This window comes from Mucilaginibacter sp. FW306-07-L, assembly GCF_058782065.1.
Window position 1 is genome coordinate 1,603,120 of record NZ_JBYSXI010000001.1, and the last position, 19,985, is coordinate 1,623,104.

The 19,985-nt window shown below is 43.1% G+C and carries 20 protein-coding genes; 2 read left to right on the top strand and 18 right to left on the bottom strand.

Annotated features, from left to right (window positions below; translation table 11 throughout):
* Positions 1-132 precede the first annotated feature (132 nt).
* The 5 genes from AC3WJC_RS07175 to AC3WJC_RS07195 form a co-directional block, all read right to left on the bottom strand.
* Positions 133-627, bottom strand: coding sequence for a RidA family protein (locus tag AC3WJC_RS07175; protein ID WP_492398394.1), 495 nt, complete (start codon positions 625-627; stop codon positions 133-135).
* A 5-nt stretch (positions 628-632) separates the two neighbouring features.
* Positions 633-1,295: a hypothetical protein gene (locus AC3WJC_RS07180; protein WP_492398395.1), complete on the bottom strand. Its 663-nt coding sequence runs from the start codon at positions 1,293-1,295 to the stop codon at positions 633-635.
* A 27-nt stretch (positions 1,296-1,322) separates the two neighbouring features.
* On the bottom strand, positions 1,323-1,868 hold the full coding sequence (locus AC3WJC_RS07185; RefSeq protein WP_492398396.1) for a hypothetical protein: 546 nt from the start codon (positions 1,866-1,868) through the stop codon (positions 1,323-1,325).
* A 78-nt stretch (positions 1,869-1,946) separates the two neighbouring features.
* Positions 1,947-2,393: a hypothetical protein gene (locus AC3WJC_RS07190; RefSeq protein WP_492398397.1), complete on the bottom strand. Its 447-nt coding sequence runs from the start codon at positions 2,391-2,393 to the stop codon at positions 1,947-1,949.
* A 59-nt stretch (positions 2,394-2,452) separates the two neighbouring features.
* Positions 2,453-2,932: a hypothetical protein gene (locus tag AC3WJC_RS07195; RefSeq protein WP_492398398.1), complete on the bottom strand. Its 480-nt coding sequence runs from the start codon at positions 2,930-2,932 to the stop codon at positions 2,453-2,455.
* 199 nt (positions 2,933-3,131) lie between these two features.
* Here AC3WJC_RS07195 and AC3WJC_RS07200 point away from each other — a divergent pair, with 199 nt between their 5' ends.
* A complete protein-coding gene (locus AC3WJC_RS07200) occupies positions 3,132-5,135 on the top strand; it encodes a sensor histidine kinase (protein ID WP_492398399.1) in 2,004 nt (667 codons plus the stop codon).
* Positions 5,128-5,757 (top strand): response regulator, encoded by a 630-nt coding sequence (locus AC3WJC_RS07205; RefSeq protein ID WP_492398400.1) that lies wholly within the window; start codon positions 5,128-5,130, stop codon positions 5,755-5,757. The genes AC3WJC_RS07200 and AC3WJC_RS07205 overlap by 8 nt, the downstream gene beginning before the upstream one ends.
* Positions 5,758-5,832: 75 nt before the next feature.
* On the opposite strand, the gene AC3WJC_RS07210 is transcribed toward AC3WJC_RS07205, so the two are convergent.
* The 13 genes from AC3WJC_RS07210 to AC3WJC_RS07270 form a co-directional block, all read right to left on the bottom strand.
* A complete protein-coding gene (locus AC3WJC_RS07210) occupies positions 5,833-9,003 on the bottom strand; it encodes an ABC transporter permease/M1 family aminopeptidase (RefSeq protein WP_492398401.1) in 3,171 nt (1,056 codons plus the stop codon).
* Between the two features lie 4 nt (positions 9,004-9,007).
* Positions 9,008-9,883 carry an ABC transporter ATP-binding protein gene (locus AC3WJC_RS07215; RefSeq protein ID WP_492398402.1) on the bottom strand — a complete coding sequence of 292 codons (876 nt, stop codon included), beginning with the start codon at positions 9,881-9,883 and terminating at the stop codon, positions 9,008-9,010.
* Between the two features lie 75 nt (positions 9,884-9,958).
* A complete protein-coding gene (locus tag AC3WJC_RS07220) occupies positions 9,959-10,168 on the bottom strand; it encodes a helix-turn-helix domain-containing protein (RefSeq protein ID WP_492398403.1) in 210 nt (69 codons plus the stop codon).
* Position 10,169: 1 nt separating this feature from the next.
* Entirely contained in the window at positions 10,170-10,682 is a 513-nt protein-coding gene (locus AC3WJC_RS07225) for a hypothetical protein (RefSeq protein ID WP_492398404.1), read from the bottom strand.
* A 103-nt stretch (positions 10,683-10,785) separates the two neighbouring features.
* A complete protein-coding gene (locus AC3WJC_RS07230) occupies positions 10,786-12,243 on the bottom strand; it encodes a TolC family protein (RefSeq protein ID WP_492398405.1) in 1,458 nt (485 codons plus the stop codon).
* Positions 12,244-12,278: 35 nt separating this feature from the next.
* Positions 12,279-13,643: an HlyD family secretion protein gene (locus AC3WJC_RS07235; protein ID WP_492398406.1), complete on the bottom strand. Its 1,365-nt coding sequence runs from the start codon at positions 13,641-13,643 to the stop codon at positions 12,279-12,281.
* Positions 13,636-14,637, bottom strand: coding sequence for an ABC transporter transmembrane domain-containing protein (locus AC3WJC_RS07240; protein WP_492398407.1), 1,002 nt, complete (start codon positions 14,635-14,637; stop codon positions 13,636-13,638). Before AC3WJC_RS07240 ends, AC3WJC_RS07235 begins: the two co-directional genes overlap by 8 nt.
* 169 nt (positions 14,638-14,806) lie before the next feature.
* Positions 14,807-15,163, bottom strand: a complete 357-nt coding sequence (locus tag AC3WJC_RS07245; RefSeq protein ID WP_492398408.1) for a hypothetical protein — start codon at positions 15,161-15,163, stop codon at positions 14,807-14,809.
* Between the two features lie 422 nt (positions 15,164-15,585).
* Positions 15,586-16,368: a CPBP family intramembrane glutamic endopeptidase gene (locus AC3WJC_RS07250; RefSeq protein WP_492398409.1), complete on the bottom strand. Its 783-nt coding sequence runs from the start codon at positions 16,366-16,368 to the stop codon at positions 15,586-15,588.
* Between the two features lie 3 nt (positions 16,369-16,371).
* Positions 16,372-16,908: a hypothetical protein gene (locus tag AC3WJC_RS07255; protein ID WP_492398410.1), complete on the bottom strand. Its 537-nt coding sequence runs from the start codon at positions 16,906-16,908 to the stop codon at positions 16,372-16,374.
* Positions 16,909-17,015: 107 nt separating this feature from the next.
* On the bottom strand, positions 17,016-17,966 hold the full coding sequence (locus tag AC3WJC_RS07260; RefSeq protein ID WP_492398411.1) for a ligand-gated ion channel: 951 nt from the start codon (positions 17,964-17,966) through the stop codon (positions 17,016-17,018).
* A 65-nt stretch (positions 17,967-18,031) separates the two neighbouring features.
* Complete coding sequence (locus AC3WJC_RS07265; protein WP_492398412.1) at positions 18,032-19,312, bottom strand: DNA polymerase Y family protein; 1,281 nt, start codon at positions 19,310-19,312, stop codon at positions 18,032-18,034.
* A 58-nt stretch (positions 19,313-19,370) separates the two neighbouring features.
* The gene (locus AC3WJC_RS07270) at positions 19,371-19,982 is read right to left on the bottom strand and encodes a WbqC family protein (protein ID WP_492398413.1); all 612 of its coding nucleotides are present in this window, start codon (positions 19,980-19,982) and stop codon (positions 19,371-19,373) included.
* Between the last annotated feature and the right edge of the window lie 3 nt (positions 19,983-19,985).

Consider the following 19,985-nt stretch of genomic DNA (forward strand, 5'->3'; position numbering starts at 1 on the left):
ACAAATATTAAGGTATGATGTTTATTTAATGAATATTGATAATTATGGTCACTAGAACCGGTTCAGATATATTAACGTTTTGCCAAAGGTAGAACAAGTGTTATTTGTAAATGATGATAGCTTTTTAGGATTTTATTTCCTATTTACATCATTCAATTGAGCGATCAACTCTATTTCCAATTTGGCATCAGGCTCATATAAGCGGCTAACCTGCACCCAGGTAGCCGCGGGATAGTCGCCTTTATAAAACTTTTTTCTTGAACCGTTGTATTTTTTCATCTCCTCAATGTCGGTAGTGTAAAGGGTTTCTTTCACTACATCTTTTGGCGATGCACCAAAAGCATTCAAGCATTTTTCTAAATCCTTATAAACCGCGATTATTCCTTCAGGGCTTAGGTTACTTGTTGGTATACCTGATATATAGAGCGTATTGCCTGCCCTGACAACCTGTGTATAACCTGCGCTTTCGTCTTGCTTTTGCTCCTGGCCCCAATGCCATTTTTGTTTAATTGTGGCGGTACCAGCAATGGCGGAATGTTTTAAAGTTGTGTTTGAATTGCTATTGTTTTTACAACCCATTACGGTAATCACAAAAGATGCAAAAAACAGTACCGCCTTTTTATTCATAATTGTTAGTTTGATGAGCGTGCCGAAAGGTTAAAGTTACTCACAAATAATTTAGCACCGTGCTCATACTGCCAGGGGCCGCTTATATAAAAGTAACGTGCATCCCGTTGTTGAAACAATGTAGTATCTGCCAGCTTATTATCATCCAGGTATACTGCCATTTGGTTACCGCTTACCACCAGCTTAACATGCATCGGGCGGTTAGCTGTTGGCGAAAGGTCAAACGTGGTATTTACTTCTTTACTCAGATCATAGTTGCCAATGTTAACGGCGTTACCATCATAATAATGTAACTGTACAAAGGCACCGCCGTTGCTGATGTGTTGCCGGGCTGCGTTATCCTTTACAAAGCCGAATGATACTGGTGCAATGTCCTTAATTTGCTCTGCCTGCGCCAATAGATCAAATTCCAATGTAAAGTTTTTAGGCAGGGTAGTAGGTTTGGTGAATTTGTAAGTGGCCTTATCCTGTAACAGTAACCAGTTGCCCTGCTGCCCGGCAGGGGTTGCTATTATGGCCGCACCGTTTGTTTTAATACTGCGTGGAGATGCGCCGGGTTTATAAGCTGAAAAATCCTCCTTAAAATCAGTGTTCTGCGCGGCTGCGTTAAAAGCAAAAAGGCTGCTTAAAAACATAAGCAGCCCGGTAATTAAAAAATATTTTTTCATGGTTCCAAAGTTTGTTTTTAAAAACTATCAATTGTATGGTGCTGAAAATTTACCCTCTGTAACAGTAACTACTTCATCACCGCCAAGCAACCGGAGCTTGCCCGAAAAAGTGCCTTTAACGCCCCATTTGGTTAAGCTGGTTATTTTAAAGGTAAAGTTGCTTCCGTCCAAATCGCCGCCATTGTAAATAGTGGTACCAACAATCTTTCCGTCCTTCATATTTTGGATGTAGTATTTACCGGCGAGTAACAAATCACTGTTGCCATCTGCATAATAGGTAGCTTCTTTTGCTCCTTCGGCAAGTTGCATGTTAATGCCAAAGCCGGTAATCATGTCCTGTTTTTCCCAGCCGCCAATCACTACAAAATGCACGGTATCGGTAGCGGGCTTATCGTTGGCATTTACCATGTAATTAAATTCGCGGTATTTGCCATTTATCTTGCAGTTAAAATATTTTTCGGAATCATCCGGATCAGCCTCACCGCCATTTTTACTGCATGCCGATAAGCCTGTAATGGCCAGCGTGAGCAATGCCAGGCAGATGAATCGCGCCTTTAATGTTATCTTTTTCATCGTATATATTTAAAAAAAACCTTGTTGGTGTGGCCTGTTTTAGGCCGCTTTACCAACAAGGTTTATATAAGGGTTAGGTTATTTCAGTTTTACTGAGATCTCACCGTCATCCATGCCGTCAATATTCTTTTCGGCAAATACATCCGGAGCGGCTTTTTGCAGCGACTTGAGGATGTCAGACGTAGAGCCCGAATGTTGCAGCGTGATGGATGATCCCGACGCGCTGTACTTCATCTTAGTGCTTTCAATACCTTTAGCCGCCTGCAGCTTTTCGTTTAAAGCTTTCAGGGTCGCAAAATCAACACCGCTAAGTTTTACGGTAGTTTTGGTTTCTGCTGCACCGTCTTTCTTTTTACCAAACAGGCCGAGTATTTTATCACCGGTATTTTTTGAGCGGTCTGCCGTGCGCCCGGCGCGGTCGGCTTTGTCTGATGCCTTGTCAATCTTATCTAAAATGGCTTGCGCCTTGGTAATTGTCGACCCGAACAACATCAGGCCTGCACAAATAATCATGATCTTTTTCATAGTAAATTGATTTTAATAAATTAATGAACCTGCGAATGATTTTTATTGTATCCGTGCTTTTAGTAAGTGTAATCGTGGGTAAAATCGGTGTTTTTTGTAACCGTAAAGTCCTTAACATCCTCTTTCACTTCGCCGTTAATTTCAGCCTTGTAGCTAATTTTATAGGCCTCGTTTGCAGGGCTCAGGCATTGTATGCCCACGCTAATGGCATCCAATGGTTTAATAGATTCAATTACATAAGTTTTGGTGCTGCCGCTAAAGTTGTTTTCACCCAGGCTTACTGAACTTTCATTGTTTTGTACCTTGCCGTTCACTTTCCAAACGGTAGCTTCTGAAGTATTATTGGTAAGCCCAACCATTACGAATGATACATAGGCCGATTCGGGTGCGCCGGTTACTGTAACCGTAAATTTCGCGTTGCGCCCTCCGGATGCCGGGGTGTTGTCATCACTGTCTTTTTTACCGCATGAGGTTAAACCGGCAATCAGAACGACAAAAGCGATAGCCGCGACCAGTTTTTTTGAAATAGATTTTTTCATAGTTTGTATATAAATAATAGATAGACCGCAAAACTATTGCAAGGCTCATTGAAATAAAATCCCTTGAATAGTGTGATTTTTTCTACTGATTTTTAGGTATTTTAAGCGGCACGGCTGAGAAGTATAGCGGTTTTAACTTTTTAGGCGGATATTTGAAATAGCTGTTTTGCCAGATACCGGGCATGCCGCTACACGTAAAATGAAAAAGCTATATCTGATTATTATATGCCTTACCATGGTTATGCGCACTTTTGCGCAGCAGCAGATCCCGCTAAACGAAAAGCGATACCTGGATAGCCTGGACAAGGTTCTGCATGCTAAAACGCCCGATAGTACCAAGGCGAATGCGAATTTTTTGCTGGTAGAATACTGGAAGTTCAGGGATACGGTTAAAAGCAAAACCTACCTGCTGCGTGGCAAGCAACTCGCCGAAAAATATCCTTATTACAAGGCCTTGTCGTATTTTTATGAAGGGCAATATTATTTTAATTTGAATACGGTTAAAGCCGCAGCCGCATTTAAAAAGGCCGAAGAAGCCTTCGCTGCTTTTAATACGCCCAAGACTTATGGCAGGCGGGCAGCAGCTTGGTTCAATTATGCCTTAATGAACAAGGATAAGAAAGGCTATGAATTTGTTACCCATATCATCCTTGAAAAAGTACTGCCCAACGCGGAAAAGGCCGGTGAAAAAATTATGCTGGCGCATTTTTATACGCAGCTCTCTACTATACTGATGAATAATTATCAGTTCGCAAAGGCGGGAGTATATAACGAAAAGGCTATTGAACTGTTGAAAAACGAAAGCCCTAATTCGCCTAATCTTTTATTCGCTTACCTGAACGGCGTAAGCATACATTGTTATGATGGTAAACCGGCTAAGGCGGAACCGCTATTGCAAAAGGCTAAAGCGTTGTTAATGCCCTATCCCGAGTCGGTTAATTATCCGTTATATTATTATAACGAAGCGCTGTATAACTCTACTGCCAAAAAACTCGACCGTGCACTGGTAAGCGCTGATAAAGGAATGGTATTAGCCAAAAAGTATAATCAAAAGCAATTGTACCAGCAGTTTTTTTTCAGGAAGTATGAAGTTTACGGCCAGCAAAAGGCTTATGCTAAAGCACGGCAGATTTTACTGGACATTGTTAAGGACGGCACATTAACGGCGGCGGTTAATGATAAAGCCACCATTTATTCGGAATTAGCTAAAACCAGCCAAAACCTTAATGATTATAAAGAAGCATATAATTGGCTAAGCAAGTACCAAACATTAAAGGACAGCATCAGCAAGGATCAAACCGAGCTGAAGATAAGCGAATTGGAAACCAAATACCGAACGGTACAAAATCAACAAAAAATTGCCGCGCTGCAAGCTCAAAATAAACAAGCCGCTTTAGAGGTTAAAAATGAGCATTTGTATAAGTGGTTGCTTGGTTTGGGTTGTTTAACCCTGTTAGTAACGCTTGGTTTGGTTATCGTTAACGCACGAAACAGCCGGAAGCTCTCGGCACAAAAAGAGATCAACTACCAGCAGCAACTGCGTGATATGGAGCAAAAGCAGCAGCTAAAAGTAACCAAGGCTATGCTGGACGGCGAGGAGCATGAGCGTGAACGTGTTGCGCGCGATCTGCATGATGGCCTTGGCGGTATGCTGGCGGGGGTGAAGATAGGCTTGTCAGGCTGGTCGAGTACAAATCATGGTCTATCGCAGGATAAAGACCTGCACCGTATTATCGGTCAGTTAGATTCATCTGTTAGTGAACTGAGGCGCATCGCCCGTAATTTACTGCCCGAAACCCTGTTGAAATTTGGGTTGGAAATAGCATTGAAGGACTTATGTGAATTTTATATGCGCGATGGCTTGCATATAGATTTTCAGGCATTCAACATTCAGAAAAATATCCCCTTGAGTGTACAGCTAAATATATACCGCATAGCGCAGGAACTGATCTCTAATGCCATCAAGCATTCAAAAGCGCAGAGTATTATGCTGCAATGCAGTCAGAACAATTCGGTGTTTTTTATTACCCTGGAGGATGACGGCTGCGGGTTTGATACCGCCGTGCTGGAAAACCGGAAGGGTATGGGCCTTGATAACCTGAAAAACCGGATCACGTTTCTGAAAGGTAAATTTGAAATACAATCCGTAATAAACGAGGGTACCACCATTAATATTGAGCTAAATACAAACGCAGATGCCTGAATTACTTACCGCCATAGTTGATGATCATCCCATCGTAATTGAAGGATTGAAAACATTGTTGCAGCATGAGGATAATATATCCATTGCCGGTGGTTTTTGCAGCGGGGCGGATGTTTTGAATTACATCAGCACCCGGCCTTTAGATTTAATTTTGTTGGATATTACCCTGCCTGACATCAGCGGGATCGAATTGTGCCAGCAAATTAAGGCCGCGTCTGTATCAACCATCATACTTATTTTAAGTAACCATACCGAGCGTAGCATAATTATGCAGGCCATACAAAACGGCGCAAGCGGTTACTTGCTAAAAAACAGCTCTATTGACGAGTTGCGGCATTGTATTGCCGAAGCGGTTGCCGGTAATATATGCTATAGCAAGGAGGTGATGGAAATAATCAGCAGGCCATCAAAAAATGAATTGCTGGGCGCTCCACGCCTCACCCGGCGTGAAAAAGAAATACTGGCGCTTATAGCTGCCGGTAAAACCAGCCAGGTAATTGGGCAGGAGCTATTTTTAAGCCCGCTTACTATTGATACCCATCGCAAAAACCTGATCCAGAAATTTGGTGTAAAAAACGTGGCCGAACTGATAATGGCCGCTAATCAGCAACAATTATTATGATCGGTAAAAAGAAATATCAATGCTGCTGTGCAGGTAACTACTAAGGCGGTAAAGTAAATAAAGGCGCAGTCATCATTATAGATCAACAAACAGTTGCTTGATTTTATCGTGTTTGGAAGCATCACTCACCCGGTAAAGCTCAGTTAACAGATCAGTTACAACAGTAGCGGAGCCCGGATAGGTGTGCTTTTGAAGTAAGTTGTGCAGGGCTTTGTTAACATTGGTTTCGCCGATCAACCGGGTTAGCTTATACATAACCAATATACCTTTGTCATAATAAAGGTGCGTGTCCTCGGGTTTGGCTTTGTATAAGGCAACTTCCTTACTAAAGCCCCGCTCATCAAGGTAAATACGTTGGTGAATGGCCAGTTTCTCCTTAACCGCATCGGCACCCAGGTACCGCCGGGCCATGATCAGTTCCGTATACATGGCTAAAGTTTCCGTCAAAACCTTTGATCCTTCACGCTCATCAGGCGCTAACTGTGCAGTACCCCACCATTGGTGCGATAATTCGTGGGCGGCCAATTCGTTAATTACATCCTGTCCCTGGCCGGTGTTCAGATTATCATGAAAAAGCACGTGCTCCGTCATAAATATGGTAGCCGGGTAGGCCGTACCTGCAAATCCATCAGTAAAAGAAGATACTTCGGCAAAACGAATGATTTTGTATGGATAAGGGCCAAAGTTAGCCTGACAGTAGTCTAAAGTACGCGCCGCGTTTCTGATCAGGTGCTTTACATTCTCAAAGTGCCGGGCATCATAGTAAACCGCTATACTTACCCCTTTGTGCGTTACTTTTTGTACCCGGTATACAGCGGATGAGAAGCCGAAACGGAAGGGAATCGGCTTGCCGGACAGATACCTGTAATAGCTGCGCTTATTGGTATGCCATTGCCGCGCTAAGTTACCTATACCGATAACGGTTTGTTCTTCGGGTGCGGAGATGGTCATGTCCAGATTAATAAACTCGTTATTGGTTCGTGGTGCCTCCAGCCGGCGTAACGGTGAGGGAAGGCCTAAGTGCCTTTTACGCCTTTCAGCCCCGGATGTTATTTCCATATCTGCCTGATAACCAAAGCTCGGAAAATAATTACTGATACGTACAAACGAGCCGTTGTTCACGATAGCGTTAAAGGATTGATGCCCCGTAAAACCATTCCACTTGTAAGAGAATAAAAAGGAAAGCATGGCGCTATCACCGGGTATTAAAGGTTTATTAAGGATAACAAAACCTGTTTTTGGAGTGATAACCTGTTTGCTGTTAGGCGAAGCATAAATTACTGATCTGAACTGCAGATCCGAATCCATATTAATCAGCAGTTTGCTTATGGGCGTGGTGCCTTTATTTATTAATTTGTACTTGCCTGATACCTGGTAGGCGTTGTGCTGTGGGTATATAGCTATGTTGGTTTTTACACTGGTTATAACCGGTTGGTTAGCGCCATTAAATGTACGGTACAACCGCTCATACGCTTGCCGGTTATCCAATTCTGCGGACGCATTTACTGATGGCAGTTGAGTATATATATACCAGCCTGATAGTAAACTTATCACCAACGGAAAAGCCAATCGTGCAAATTTTACTTTTGATAGCCTATATCCCCCGGAGGTAACAAGTATCCATAAAAACAGCACTAAACTGCTGCCAAAAACCATTCTCCAGTTGAAGGTTCTCAAATAATCGTCCCAACCATTCATCTCGCTGTACCTGGCTGAGTACGCTGCTGCAAAACGTAACAATGGAGATGTTATACCTATTGATTTGCCTATTGAGGTAGCTAACAATAACATCACGATGCAGATGACCAGCAAGGCGGGCCATTTACGGTTAACCAGGTATTGCAGCAGTAATGTTAATGCGGCACCTATCATTAGCGGTGCATTAATAAGCCAAAATAGCGTTGCATAAACCGGCCAGTTAATTTGAGGGTATTGATAAATGAGCTGAAAGATGATGCCGGTTATCATAACAATGGTGGTTAACAACAACATCATCACCGAAAGCGCGATCCATTGAGATGATAAAAGTATATTGCCGGAAACGGGGGTACTGTTCTCAATCAAATTAAAACGGTAAGTATGGCTTCGCCAAAAAAGTTCGTGCGCGTAAAACAGCATAACCAATAGCAGCAGGCCGGGCAGGTTATAAATTATGCGGTTGGCTATTAAGCCCGTACTGGCATATTGTTCGGGCAGGCGTATGCCCTGGTCAATACTGCCATAAAATTCCATACTTAAATAAAATACCAGCCCAAGGGCTATCAATAAAAACGGTATGCTCTTGATCAGTATTTTAATATGTTGAGTAACCAGGTTTTTAAGTACAGCATAGGTGTACGCTCGGCCATGTATTATAACCGGCAGCGGCTTGTAGGTTGCAGGATGAGTATCATCAACAGTTTTCTCTGTCTCCTTTTTGCTTTTACTGCTCCCGCTGATGCGGAAATTAAACTTAAAATAAGCGATGAATAAAATGAGCAGGGAGCACAAAAAGTAAATTAGGCGGTTAAACAGCATATTGCCGGTTAACTGTATCAGCATGGTGTTTTTTTGGCTGACCTGCCAGGCATTGGTTTGCTGAAAAAAGGCCGAAAGTCCAAAGGGATCAACCTGTGCCGACCGGTTAAGCGCTTCTGCGGATTGCGGTAAGGCACCAGCCATCATGGGCGAGCCGGAATAAGTTAATATAACCAGGTAGGTGATATAAAGAAACAACCCGGTTAAATAAACCATTAATTTGTTGCGCCCCAACCAGGCAACCGTGCTTACCAGTGCCGAACATAGCAGTATGTTGGGCAATGCCAAAACAATTACAGGCTGTAGGTAAAACCAAAGGTTAAATTCGCCATAGTCGGCACGGTCGCTATCAGCCAAATGGCCTATCAAAAAGCCTGTTACAAGTATACCAAAGCAAGCAGATGATATTATTAACAAGGCACCAAAGCGGCTTAACAAATACTGCCTTTTTGTTATTGGTGTGCTGTATAAAATCAAACCAAAACCGGCATCATGTTCTTTAAACAGTATTTGTGCCGAGAATAGGGTGGTGATGAATATAGTGGTAAGGCTAAGTAAGCCAACCATATTGGCAATACTATAAGGCGCATTACGGTATATCTGGCTACTAGGGCTGAATGATAATTTAAGACCGATAAAAAAACCTGCCGCTAACAGTAAAATCAGGACAATATAAATGCCGGGCTTCTTAAAATAAGTGCCCAACTCAAATTTTAATAAGGAGTTCATGCTGTTAATTTATGGAGGTAAGCAAATGAAAGTACACATCCTCTAAAGCCGGGTTAACCGGTTCAAACCCGTTACCGGGATCACTCTCCGCGTAAACATGAATATGGAGTTTACCCATAGTAAGTTGAGCGGAAACAAGATGATACTGCTGCTCGTAAACGGGCTTGTGCGCTTTGTAAATGGTTTTTTGCCATAGCTTGCCGGTCAGGGTATTTATAAAATCCGATGGTTTTCCAGCCGCGATAATTTTTCCTTTATTCATCACGGCCATTTGGGTACACAGGTTCCGTACATCTTCTACCAGGTGGGTTGACAGGATGACGATCTTATCTTCACCAATCTCGCTAAGCAGGTTGTTAAAGCGGTTGCGCTCCTCCGGGTCGAGCCCCGCCGTTGGTTCATCCACAATAATTAGCTGTGGATTGCCCAGTAAAGCCTGCGCTACCCCAAAGCGCTGCCGCATACCTCCCGAAAAGGTGTGAACTTCCTTATTTCGATGATGATAAAGGTTGGTTTGTGCCAATAGCGCCAATACCTGTTCTTTACGGGTGGGGGCATGGGTTAAGCCTTTAAGTATGGCTATGTGCGTTAGCAGGTCATAAGCTGATATTTTAGGGTAAACGCCAAAATCCTGCGGTAAAAAGCCAAGTTGTTTTTTTATAGCTAAAGGGTTTTTAACAGTATCCGTATGGTTGAAAATTATTTCACCATCATCCGGCTGCTGCAGCCCGGCCAGGGTTTTCATCAGGGATGATTTACCGGCGCCATTAGGGCCCAGCAAGCCAAACATTCCGTTGCTGATTTCGAGCGATAGGTTATCCAGTGCTTTTACACCGTTTTTATAGGTTTTATTTAAGTTTTTGATAGTTAAGGTATTCATCGTAAAAAAATTAGGCAATAGGGTGGCCATCCCGTGTTGCCAGGGGTTTAAAAAAAGGAATCTTTCAGATCAATATTATTTTTTGGCTACGTACTCAAGTATGTCACCAGGCTGGCAATCAAGTGCTTTGCATATGGCTTCGAGGGTATCAAATCTGATGCCTTTGGCTTTACCTGTTTTTAAGATAGAAAAGTTAGCGGGGGTCATGTCTAATATTTCTGCCAGCTCCTTGCTTTGCATTTTTCGCCTCGCCAGCATTACATCTACATTTACTATAATGCCCATATTACAGAATCAAATCGTTTTCGCTTTGCAAATGGTAACCTTCCTTAAAAATGGCAGCCATAAAATAAGTAAACACCCCAAGCAGCATGTGTAAAATTACCAGGATCTCTGCCGGTGAATCGATGTTATAATACAAAGATAACAGCAGGACAGAGCATAGCGGGAGTATGAGATTGCTCCGGTAAAATATTTTAAGATGGCGGATGCCGTATGCCGTGAATAGTTTAGTTTGGGCAAATACACTAAAAACATTGCCAACTAAAAAAAAGAATAAAGCATACAGGCCAAGCAATAACAGGAACATTAATATGTAACCGCTGTTATATTCACCCAACAGGTACGGTATATTAGTAAAGGGATAGCAGATCTCGAAACGTGTATTGCCTCCGATGAGGTTTAATGACCAGCCGGTGTACAGGGCTATTGCCGATAGCAGAAAGGATAGCAGGTATCCTCCGGCTAATATCCAGCTTATGGCCAGCAGTACTTTAGAAATGATACGGACGTATTTCATGCAAAATCAAATTAATTACTGCAATTATACAATTAATTATTGTAAAACAATAATTAATTGTATAAAATCTGATTTTGCGCTATAAGTGTTATTTCATGGTACCTTAATTATTTAGCCCTGCCTGGTTTTGGCGGATACCTGCTTTGTAATATAATTCGGCAAGGGTTTTCTGGTAGCCTGATATCATGCTTTCCCGCTTAATTTTCATATCGATAAGCTTGCTTTCGCGGCTGTTGATCAGGAACAGGGTGCTTTCGCCCAGCTCAAACTTTTGCAATTCGCCGGTCAATAATACCTGCTGATTATTAATGCTTTGTATCTGTACCATCAACTGTGTACGGTAGGCCGTCAAATCATTATACGAAGCCCTGATGTTGTTGCTGATCTCCCGGCCATATTGCTGAAGGTCGTAATTCAACTCCTGCTGTTTTATTTTTACCTCTCTTAATTTACCCCGCTCGGCCCTTAAAAACAAGGGGAAAGAAAACTCAAGCCCTACCTTATAATTGCTCCAGTTAAAATCATAATAGTCGGGCACGTAAGAGTTAAAATCCCGCCTTGTTGATATTAATGCACCGCTGATGTTTATTTTTGGTTTGAGCATCTCCTGCCTGTAACGCCTTTCAATATCAAGCTGCCCGCTTTTGGCACGCAATTTTAATAATTCAGGGTGTTGCTGTTCTGCCTGGCCCAAAAGGTTTTCAAGCATCAGGCCATTCGGCTGATTTATCTTTTCGTTTACGGCTTGTGGCACGGCGTTTTGAGGCAGTTCAAGCGGTGTTCCCTCGGCATTCCACAAATGGTTGGAGAGCACCAAAACGGCATTTTGCAGCTCAATGGTACTTTTGGCCAATTGGATCTGCCTGTCTTGCACGGTAATACTCGCCTCAACCGAATCTATCGGCGGTTTATCACCAATTAGGGTTTGCCTGCTTACGGCCTTAAAGCGGCGCTGTGCCAGCTCAACACCTTCCTTCAGCAATAAGTACTCGCGGTAGGTGTAATACCAGTTCCAATAATCTTTTGCAGCCGCGTACCAAACACTGTTTATCTGCTTCACTTTTTCGGCCTCGGCATAGTTTACCATGGCTTTAGCCTGCTGAAGGGTGCTGCGCCGGGCATCTATCAGCAAACCCTGCCCCAAAGGTATACTGATACCAACGGCGGCAAGCCCGGGCAGGGGAGTGCGCGTTTCGGGGTTGGTATAGGTGCCTACACTGCGGTCATATCCTATTTTTAAATCGGCACCGGCAACGTACAGGGGCACTTTAAGTTCGCTGTTCCAGTTGTTATAATATTCGGTATTGCCAAATAACTTTCGCCCGAAGGATGCTTTAAGCGCGGGGTCAAAATATCCTAATGATTGCAGCACATTCGCTTTTGCCGCTTCACTTAACAAGGCCGCCTGTTTTACTATGGGGTGGTTTTTGAAAACTATTTCTTCCAGATCCTCAAGGGCAAATACTTTGCCTGTATCAGCCGCTGTACGGGCTTGCGCGAAAGCGCCCGCCTTAAACAGCAGTATCAACAGGCCGGCAGCTAAATAACGTTTTAATTTCATTGCTTATGTTATATTAACTGGACTAATAGCGGCTATTACTTTTTACTTTCAGATGTGCCTGAAGGTTCCTTTTCTAAACTCGGCGGGAAGCCGTTAAGCTGTCGCCATATTTCATACCACAGCGGTACCGACCGTAGAATGATACGGCCGTAAACACCCGATCCCTGGCGTAACTGCATTGGCCACGGTTCATCCTTTTGCGGAACAGGGTCAGCCTGTTTAACCAGCAAACGGTACTTGCCGCCATTGCTGCTAACACGGTCAATGGCCCAAACCTTACCGGCAAAGGTACCCACCGCTACGGAAGGCCAGCCCGAAAACTGTACGGAAGGCCAGCCTTCAAATTGCAGGCGCACATCACTGGTATCCAATATCAGCGGTACATCCATCGCGTCAACATAAAGTTCGGCGGCTACCTGTGGGTTTTTAGGTTGTAGGGTAGCTATGGATTCGCCCTCCTTGATGTTTTCGCCAATACCGGCTTTTAAGGTTTTAACCACAAAGCCATCCTGCGGCGCACGTACGATGTACAAGCCACGCCTGATGTTGATGTTTGAAATATCATTACGCAGTTTAGCGATCTCGCCGCGTACGCTTGCACGGCTTGACAGGGCCGAACTCATATCCGACTGTGCCTTAGCCAGCGACTCCTGGTATTTTGCCCTGATGTTATCCAGATCAATACGGGCATTCAGCAACGCCTGCACCGAGTTGCTCAATTTGTTTTGCTGGCCAATCACCTTGGCATTATCCTCCTGCAATTTAAGCCTGCGGGTTTCAATATCGGTTAACGAGAACAAGCCATCCTTATAACCCCGTTCATAACGGGCAAGGCGTGCTTTAGAGGTTTCGTAATAGTTTTTAACGGCAACCAGATCCGCGCTGTCTATCTTAACATAATTTTCAGCCTGCTGTACCTTGTTTTCAGCGGCGGATAGCTGATAGCGCAAGCCATTGCTCAGCGCAAGTATCTGGGCTTTGGTAGCCGCCATTTTTTGTACCGCGGCTTCCTCGCTGCCTTTTTTAGCATCCAGTTGCTCATCAAGGCGCTCAGGCAGTTCAGGGTCAAAATAGGATTGGCTTGTTTCCGAGATCACCAGTATGGTATCGCCTTTTTTTACTTCCTGTCCCTCGCGCACGGCCCAATGCTCAATGCGCCCGCCAATTTGGTTTTGTACCGTTTGAGGCCTGTCCTGCGGCCTTAACGCGGTTACCGTACCCCTGCCGGGGATGGTTTGCCGCCAGGGCAGCATAAGTATTATAATTAATAATACGAGGCAAACCGTCATGATTCGGCCTAATAAGCGCGACCCTTTGACGTTAATCAGCTCTTCGGCTGATTGCACCTGGAAACCGTCAATCAATTTATGGTGCGTATTGGTGTGTGATCTATTAGCCATGGTGTTCTTCCTCCTCCAGTTCCATATCAGTTACTACGGCAAGTTTTTCACTGCCGGTTACCATATCAAATACGGTGTTCAGGTTAATCATAAGCTTTTCAACCGCGTAGCTTATTTGTACAATAATTACCTCGGCGGCAACAAACTGTCCAAAGGTCATTTGCCTTTCAACCACGAAGAATGAGCCTAACAACAGCAAACCGCCCATTAACACCGTACGCAGGGCAACCGAACTCATAAAGAATTTTTTAAGAACGCTGAAATGGTCATTCCGCGCCATCAGGTACCTGGATGTTATCTCGTCGGTTGTTCTAATTATGCCATCCATTTTATCGGGTTTGCCACGGTATTGGTCCAGATCGCCGGCAACATCTTCTAAATGTGCCACCAATTCATATTTATGGCTCGACTCTTCAAGGCTGGTTTGTACGCCTTGCCTGTAGTATAATAAAATTACCACGCCAATAGCTACTATCGCTAAAAAGCCAAACACCATAAAAACCGGATGATAAAAGGAAAGCAATATGGCGCTGAAAAATATTTGTACCGAGGCAGCCACAATATCAACCAGTAATTTGGTGAGTCCTTTTTGTATGGTTAGTACCTCGAAAAAACGGTTAACTAATTCAGGAGGATGTTCGCCTTCCAGTTCTTCCTTTTTTATTCGCGGTAAACGGTAAGCAAATTCCATGGATGCTTTGGCGAATATTTTTTGCTCCAGGTATTCAACCAGTTTAAGCTGCCCGATCAATAACGCGCCGCCAATTAACACGCCTATAAGCACAACGGCTATTAGCAGGTAGGTGGAGCTATACATGGCACCGTTGGATAGCAGGTTGAAAACGGCTGTAGTACCTAAGGGCAGCGTGAGCCCGATCAGGCCTATAAGTAACGCGAAAATAAAAATGTAGTTAATGGTGGTGCGTTCGTAATGCAGCAGGCGCACCAGTCGTTGCCATGGGGTAGGAGCATCAGCATGCTTCTTTTTTTTCATAAAAAAAGGTTAATCTTAAATAAATTAATTTCAGGGTTGGCTACATAACGCTATTCATAAGCGTATGTTTCAGTGGTTTATAACTATATATAGTAATCTATTAATTTACATTATACCATAAGCCACACTTGTTTAATACAATTGCTGAAATAAGGACTTCAGAATGTATTTAAACAGAATATTGAAGGAAATTTGGAGGCGGTGTAAGTACATCCCGAAGGGGCTCTTTAAATATGGAAAAGCTGTACACACAAAAGCTGCCGGGCAAACGGGTTACCCAGGTAAAGGCATTAAAGTTGATGCCATTTTCAAAACAGGAGTAGATTTTTTTACTGTTTTTTTCAAAGTTACTTTCACCGGGGTTAGAGCTGCTTTCGTCTTCAACCTTTTCAACGGCGTATGATTTTAAGGCGGAATAATACCCGATAAACAGATCGCAGGATTTTATAGTGAATACCGTTATCAGCAGTATTCCTAAAATCCATTTGATGGACGGGGTTCGTAAAATATACACCACCTGTTTCATTGCGGCAAATATAACGATTAAGGGCAGGGGATGTTTTCTGAAAAGTTATTTTTAAGTAAATAATTACATCGTTTAAGCTTAATCATAGTATTAAAATGTAATTAAACACCTATTATTAGAAAATTATTAGAAAAACATAATAAACCGGTTGGAAGGGAGCTGATACCAAGTACCATGAAATCTCAAAAAAAATCTTTATAAAAATAGAAAGCCCCAAGCACTCGCTGCTGGGGCCTTCAAACCTAAACCTTATCACATAGCAGGCAGGAGCCTGCTGGCACAATAGTAGCACAAAATTTTGGTTTTGGTAAATGTTAATATGAATTTTAATGCTATTCTAATCTCGTTTAACTAAGAGGAGCTTAAATTAAAATGCTTAACGGTTTAAGCATCAGGCATTAATCATGTTAAGTGGAAAATTATCATAACGATAGCTCGTCTATTTCAAACAAGCAAGCCGTGAGATTAAAAGCGAAATGAAAAAGTACGCCGTACCACATCGTTTTTTCTTTCAGAAATATGTATGTAATGAACATACTAAATGGCAGCAGCCAGTATAATGATAGAAAACTAAGGTGAACAATAGAAAACAAAAATGACGAGATGATAATAGCCTGCCTGGCATCAACTATTTTTAATAAACCATTTATTAGATATGCCCTAAACCCAAGCTCTTCAGACAAGGCGGGTACCACGGCCAGGGAAAGCACCATCGCAATCTTACTATACTTTAAATGCGCGAATGCAAAATAGTAATACTCATATTTATCAAAAACGGTTGCGTTTATCCAGTTTATGGTATACTGGGTAAACAGTGATAATAACATAGCTATACCCACATATAATGATAGTTTTTGAATAGAAAAGCCGGGCCATTTTAAATATGGTTTTACATAAGGCCAGTTTAAAGCTACAAAAGTTACATTTATTGTGGCCAGAACGATGTCAAAAACAGCCATCCATTCAAGGGTGTCAAAATACTCAACATAATGTGCAAGGCAGCACACTAACAGATGGAGGCTGAAAAATAAACCAACCTTTTTTAGTTGTGATACACGGTATGAGGTTTCGGGCATAGCATCCCAAACCTGATAGTGGCCGCAGTTGCCGCAATAACGGCCGCCGCTAAAAACAACAGCCATGCAGTTATTGCAAAGCTGTTGTTCAACTTCCGGGGTTGTTTCGGAGGTATGGTTATGGTCCATCTTTTAGTTCAGCTCTCTGTTGAGCTTTTCTGCATCCATGGCTGCTTTCATGCCTTTTATAAGCCAGGTAACCACAACAATCTTTATAATAATACCCCTCAGTAATGATGTCGGTTCAACAATGGCGTTAAGTATGGTTATGAGGCCATACAGGGTTAATGCTACTATAAATGCCGTTAATGGTTTGTTACGGCTCCATACACCCAGTAAAGCGAATACTGCTGACAGCACAATGTTTAATATTAGTGTAAACATGGCATCTTCAGCTTCCTGATTAACGGCGAACATGATGAGTCCAAACAGCAGGAATGACCCGGCAATCCAGTACAGCGAATAGCCCGCTTTCTTCATGCTTTCAGCATGTGCGTGGAGGTCTATCTGTTTTGATATGCGGTTGGCCATGAAGCTATCTTTCTCTTCTTCGGTACCTTTTACAGGGTAACCACAACCGTTGCAAAAATTATCATCAAGTACAATAGCAGATGTACAGGCAGCGCATGAGGTGTTTGCCTGTTGAGAGAGAATAGGGGAATTTTCCATTACTGATAAGATTTATTGCCCCGAAGATAATTTTTTTTGACTTTTTTGGCAAATAGATATTTAGCTTATTTTAATGGATGGACGATGTCCTACCTTTTAAAATGTGATCAACCCTGATAAGCCATTGTTATAAAATACACGTTAAGGATAACATAGCAGGCTAACATTACCCGTCCGCAGATGAGGTCAAACCGGCGCGACCGTTCTAATTTATCCTGTTTAATAAGGCGCAGCGTGTACGATGTGCAAATGATGATGGTAAGAATGAAGAACAGGGTTATACCATGCAGGGTATCTACCAGGGTAAAGGTGGTTGAATCGGGCAGCGAAGCATCAATGATGTACTTATTACCTATCACCGCGAACAAAGCACCGACACTCAAGCCAAACCGCGAGTCAATGCTATCGGCATGAATATAAAAACACATATAGGCGATCAGGAAGGCCACATACATGCCTAAAAACATTTTCCAGAACAAACCCATAGCATTACGGTGTATTACCAGGCGGGTTTTAAAGTTGCTGTATTCGGTGTGTGGTTTTGCCAGCGACTCATCTCCAAAACCAGTTTCATATTTCTTGATGCCGGTGGTAATATTAACACTGTCGATATTCCAGCCCCGCAAGGTAAACCGCGGGTCAAAGTGCTGGCCAAGCGTATCGGCAATAAAAACAAGCGCGTCTGAATCAAACTGAGAATTTTCTATCGAGAAGCGGAGCTTTTGCTCATCAAACGGAAAGTTGTCAATGGCCCAGCTATCCTTCATAACGCATTGCAGTTTCATCATCAGGTAGATCTGCCCGTTGGTGTTATCTACTGTGGAGAATGATTTTTCGACCGATTTAGCCTGCGGCACTTCAAGGTTATGTTCAAAATCAAAATCTTTGTTTTTGTATTTCATCCATAGCCACAGGTTTACGCTGTATTCCTTATCCTTAAAGTTAATGTCGTGTATGCTGGTAATGTAAATACCCGTGCGTACGGTATCGGGCACAGTTTTGGCGCTTGCCCCAATTATATGGGTAAATAAAAAGAGTAAAAGAAGTTTAAATTTCAAGGCTTTACAGTTAATCGAAATATCTAACACCCTTTTGCCCAACTTGTTTGGGCTAAGCCGCCGCTTTAAATTGTTTTATAATCCAGATCTGTCAGATCTTTTACTGAACCGAAGCCGATCACATCCTTGATCACCTTGCCATCCGTCATCTCTACCGCACGAACCAGCTTATCGGCACCAAACTTATTTTTGATGGCGTGCATGGTTTTTAACGCGGTTTGCTGCTGATCCATATCCTCAAACAGGCTGTACAGCATATCGCCGTTATCAACAAAATTGGTAACGGCAACCCGCATCTGGGTAATATGGGTATTCAGCACCGGGCCGCAGCCGGTCTTTTCCCTGAATTTATCTATCCGCAGGCGGATCATCCGCATCAGGCTTACGGCATCCTGTACGGGCGTGGTAATGGTAAAGGCATCATCCCAACGGGTATCATCCTCATAACGCGCTGTAAAACCGATGGATTTGCAATAGAATTTATGGTGCACCATCCGCTTTTCAAGGGTGAGGCACAGTGTCATAAACAGTTGATCAATAAACTCCGGGTTTTTACGCTTCTCGGCAGAAATTTGCCGCATAGCCTGCATACCCCGGTAATCATGTGCTACAATATTGGTTTCCACAAAATTGAGGCGGTAATGCCAGTAAATGCCATCAATGCTTTTAAAAATGGCTTTTAGCTTTTGCGGGGTGGCATACCGCATTTCTAAGGGGGTTTTTATGCCGTTACGCTCCAACCGGTAGCTCATGTTATTGCCTATGCCGGGCAGGTCGCCCAGTTTAAGGGGGCGTAATATATCATCTATATTGTCAGGCGTTATCATCACCAGGCCGCCTCGCTTTTTACCCTGTATCGATGCCAGTTTGGCCAAAAAGGCATTAGGGGCAATGCCGATGGAGCAGGTAAGCCAGTCGCCCACTTTGCTTAAAATATCCTGCTGAATTTGCCGGGCAATATCAAAGGGTGTGGTATGGTCATAATGAGTAAGGTTAATAATAGCCTCATCAATGCTTTTGGGCACTACATCATTACAGTAGTTACGCATAACATTAATGATTTTTTTATGAAACTCGCGGTAACGGGCCGGGTTGCTTTCAATAGGGATAAAATCAGGGCATTGCGCCATTACATCGTTAAGGCGCATACCGGCCTTTATGCCGCGTTCTTTTGCCTCGGTTGAGAGTGATATTACACAACCATATTTTCCCGTATACACACAAACGCCTACAGGCCGGTTACGCAGCCAGTAATTTACCTGCTGCTCGCAACGTGCAAAAAAGCTGTTCATATCAACAAACAGCACACGCGCATCTGTCCTCGCCTCTATCGAATTCTGGTTCACATATCAAAATTGCTAAATAAATTAGCAAAATGCAAGTGTGTTGATAAATAGCGTAAACTTAAATATACAACTGCGCCTGCGGCCCCTGGTTAAACAGCAGGTCAACAATGCTTAAATCGGGCACAAAGCCGTTTCGTTCTTCAAATACCTGAAAGTAGGGCTTAGCTTCGGTAGGGGCTGCTTTTTTAGGGTGAATGTTCTCGCGCAGGTCAATAGCTGCTGTGTAAGTATGCTCGTAGGTTTCGGTAAACTTTAACTCGGCTTTTATTTTGAGCAGCTTTAACAGCAGCTCCAGCATTTGCTGATTATAGTCAAACAGGTAATCAGTTTTTTGCTCGTAAAACGGCGCGAAATCATCCTCATAATACTCAAAATAGGCCGACCGGCGGTAGCAGGCTTGCAGGCTCATCCAGTGCAGGCGCTGCCAGTTAAAATCGTAACTGATGCGTACGTCCTTTATTTTGGTATGATTTTTTGATCCTTTAATAACAGGCACAACCAAACTCAAAACCCCGTCTGGCGAATAGATATTGGCGCGGTTACGGTAGGTTTGCTTCGGGAAATGCTCCTCGCGCTCTATCCATACCTCGGGCTTATACTTATTAAATTGGGTAAAGTATGATACCGGTGGTAGATAAAACAAGGGAAGTACTGCGCCTTTATCAATCATATA

Bases quoted from the DNA above. Each gene is read 5' to 3' on its own strand.
- AC3WJC_RS07185 (WP_492398396.1), bottom strand. From the start codon at position 1,868: ATGAAAAAGATAACATTAAAGGCGCGATTCATCTGCCTGGCATTGCTC.
- AC3WJC_RS07225 (WP_492398404.1), bottom strand. From the start codon at position 10,682: ATGAAATACGTCCGTATCATTTCTAAAGTACTGCTGGCCATAAGCTGG.
- AC3WJC_RS07180 (WP_492398395.1), bottom strand. From the start codon at position 1,295: ATGAAAAAATATTTTTTAATTACCGGGCTGCTTATGTTTTTAAGCAGC.
- AC3WJC_RS07210 (WP_492398401.1), bottom strand. From the start codon at position 9,003: ATGAACTCCTTATTAAAATTTGAGTTGGGCACTTATTTTAAGAAGCCC.
- AC3WJC_RS07230 (WP_492398405.1), bottom strand. From the start codon at position 12,243: ATGAAATTAAAACGTTATTTAGCTGCCGGCCTGTTGATACTGCTGTTT.
- AC3WJC_RS07255 (WP_492398410.1), bottom strand. From the start codon at position 16,908: ATGGAAAATTCCCCTATTCTCTCTCAACAGGCAAACACCTCATGCGCT.
- AC3WJC_RS07270 (WP_492398413.1), bottom strand. From the start codon at position 19,982: ATGATTGATAAAGGCGCAGTACTTCCCTTGTTTTATCTACCACCGGTA.
- AC3WJC_RS07220 (WP_492398403.1), bottom strand. From the start codon at position 10,168: ATGGGCATTATAGTAAATGTAGATGTAATGCTGGCGAGGCGAAAAATG.
- AC3WJC_RS07240 (WP_492398407.1), bottom strand. From the start codon at position 14,637: ATGAAAAAAAAGAAGCATGCTGATGCTCCTACCCCATGGCAACGACTG.
- AC3WJC_RS07175 (WP_492398394.1), bottom strand. From the start codon at position 627: ATGAATAAAAAGGCGGTACTGTTTTTTGCATCTTTTGTGATTACCGTA.
- AC3WJC_RS07245 (WP_492398408.1), bottom strand. From the start codon at position 15,163: ATGAAACAGGTGGTGTATATTTTACGAACCCCGTCCATCAAATGGATT.
- AC3WJC_RS07195 (WP_492398398.1), bottom strand. From the start codon at position 2,932: ATGAAAAAATCTATTTCAAAAAAACTGGTCGCGGCTATCGCTTTTGTC.
- AC3WJC_RS07250 (WP_492398409.1), bottom strand. From the start codon at position 16,368: ATGGACCATAACCATACCTCCGAAACAACCCCGGAAGTTGAACAACAG.
- AC3WJC_RS07215 (WP_492398402.1), bottom strand. From the start codon at position 9,883: ATGAATACCTTAACTATCAAAAACTTAAATAAAACCTATAAAAACGGT.
- AC3WJC_RS07205 (WP_492398400.1), top strand. From the start codon at position 5,128: ATGCCTGAATTACTTACCGCCATAGTTGATGATCATCCCATCGTAATT.
- AC3WJC_RS07235 (WP_492398406.1), bottom strand. From the start codon at position 13,643: ATGGCTAATAGATCACACACCAATACGCACCATAAATTGATTGACGGT.
- AC3WJC_RS07190 (WP_492398397.1), bottom strand. From the start codon at position 2,393: ATGAAAAAGATCATGATTATTTGTGCAGGCCTGATGTTGTTCGGGTCG.
- AC3WJC_RS07200 (WP_492398399.1), top strand. From the start codon at position 3,132: ATGAAAAAGCTATATCTGATTATTATATGCCTTACCATGGTTATGCGC.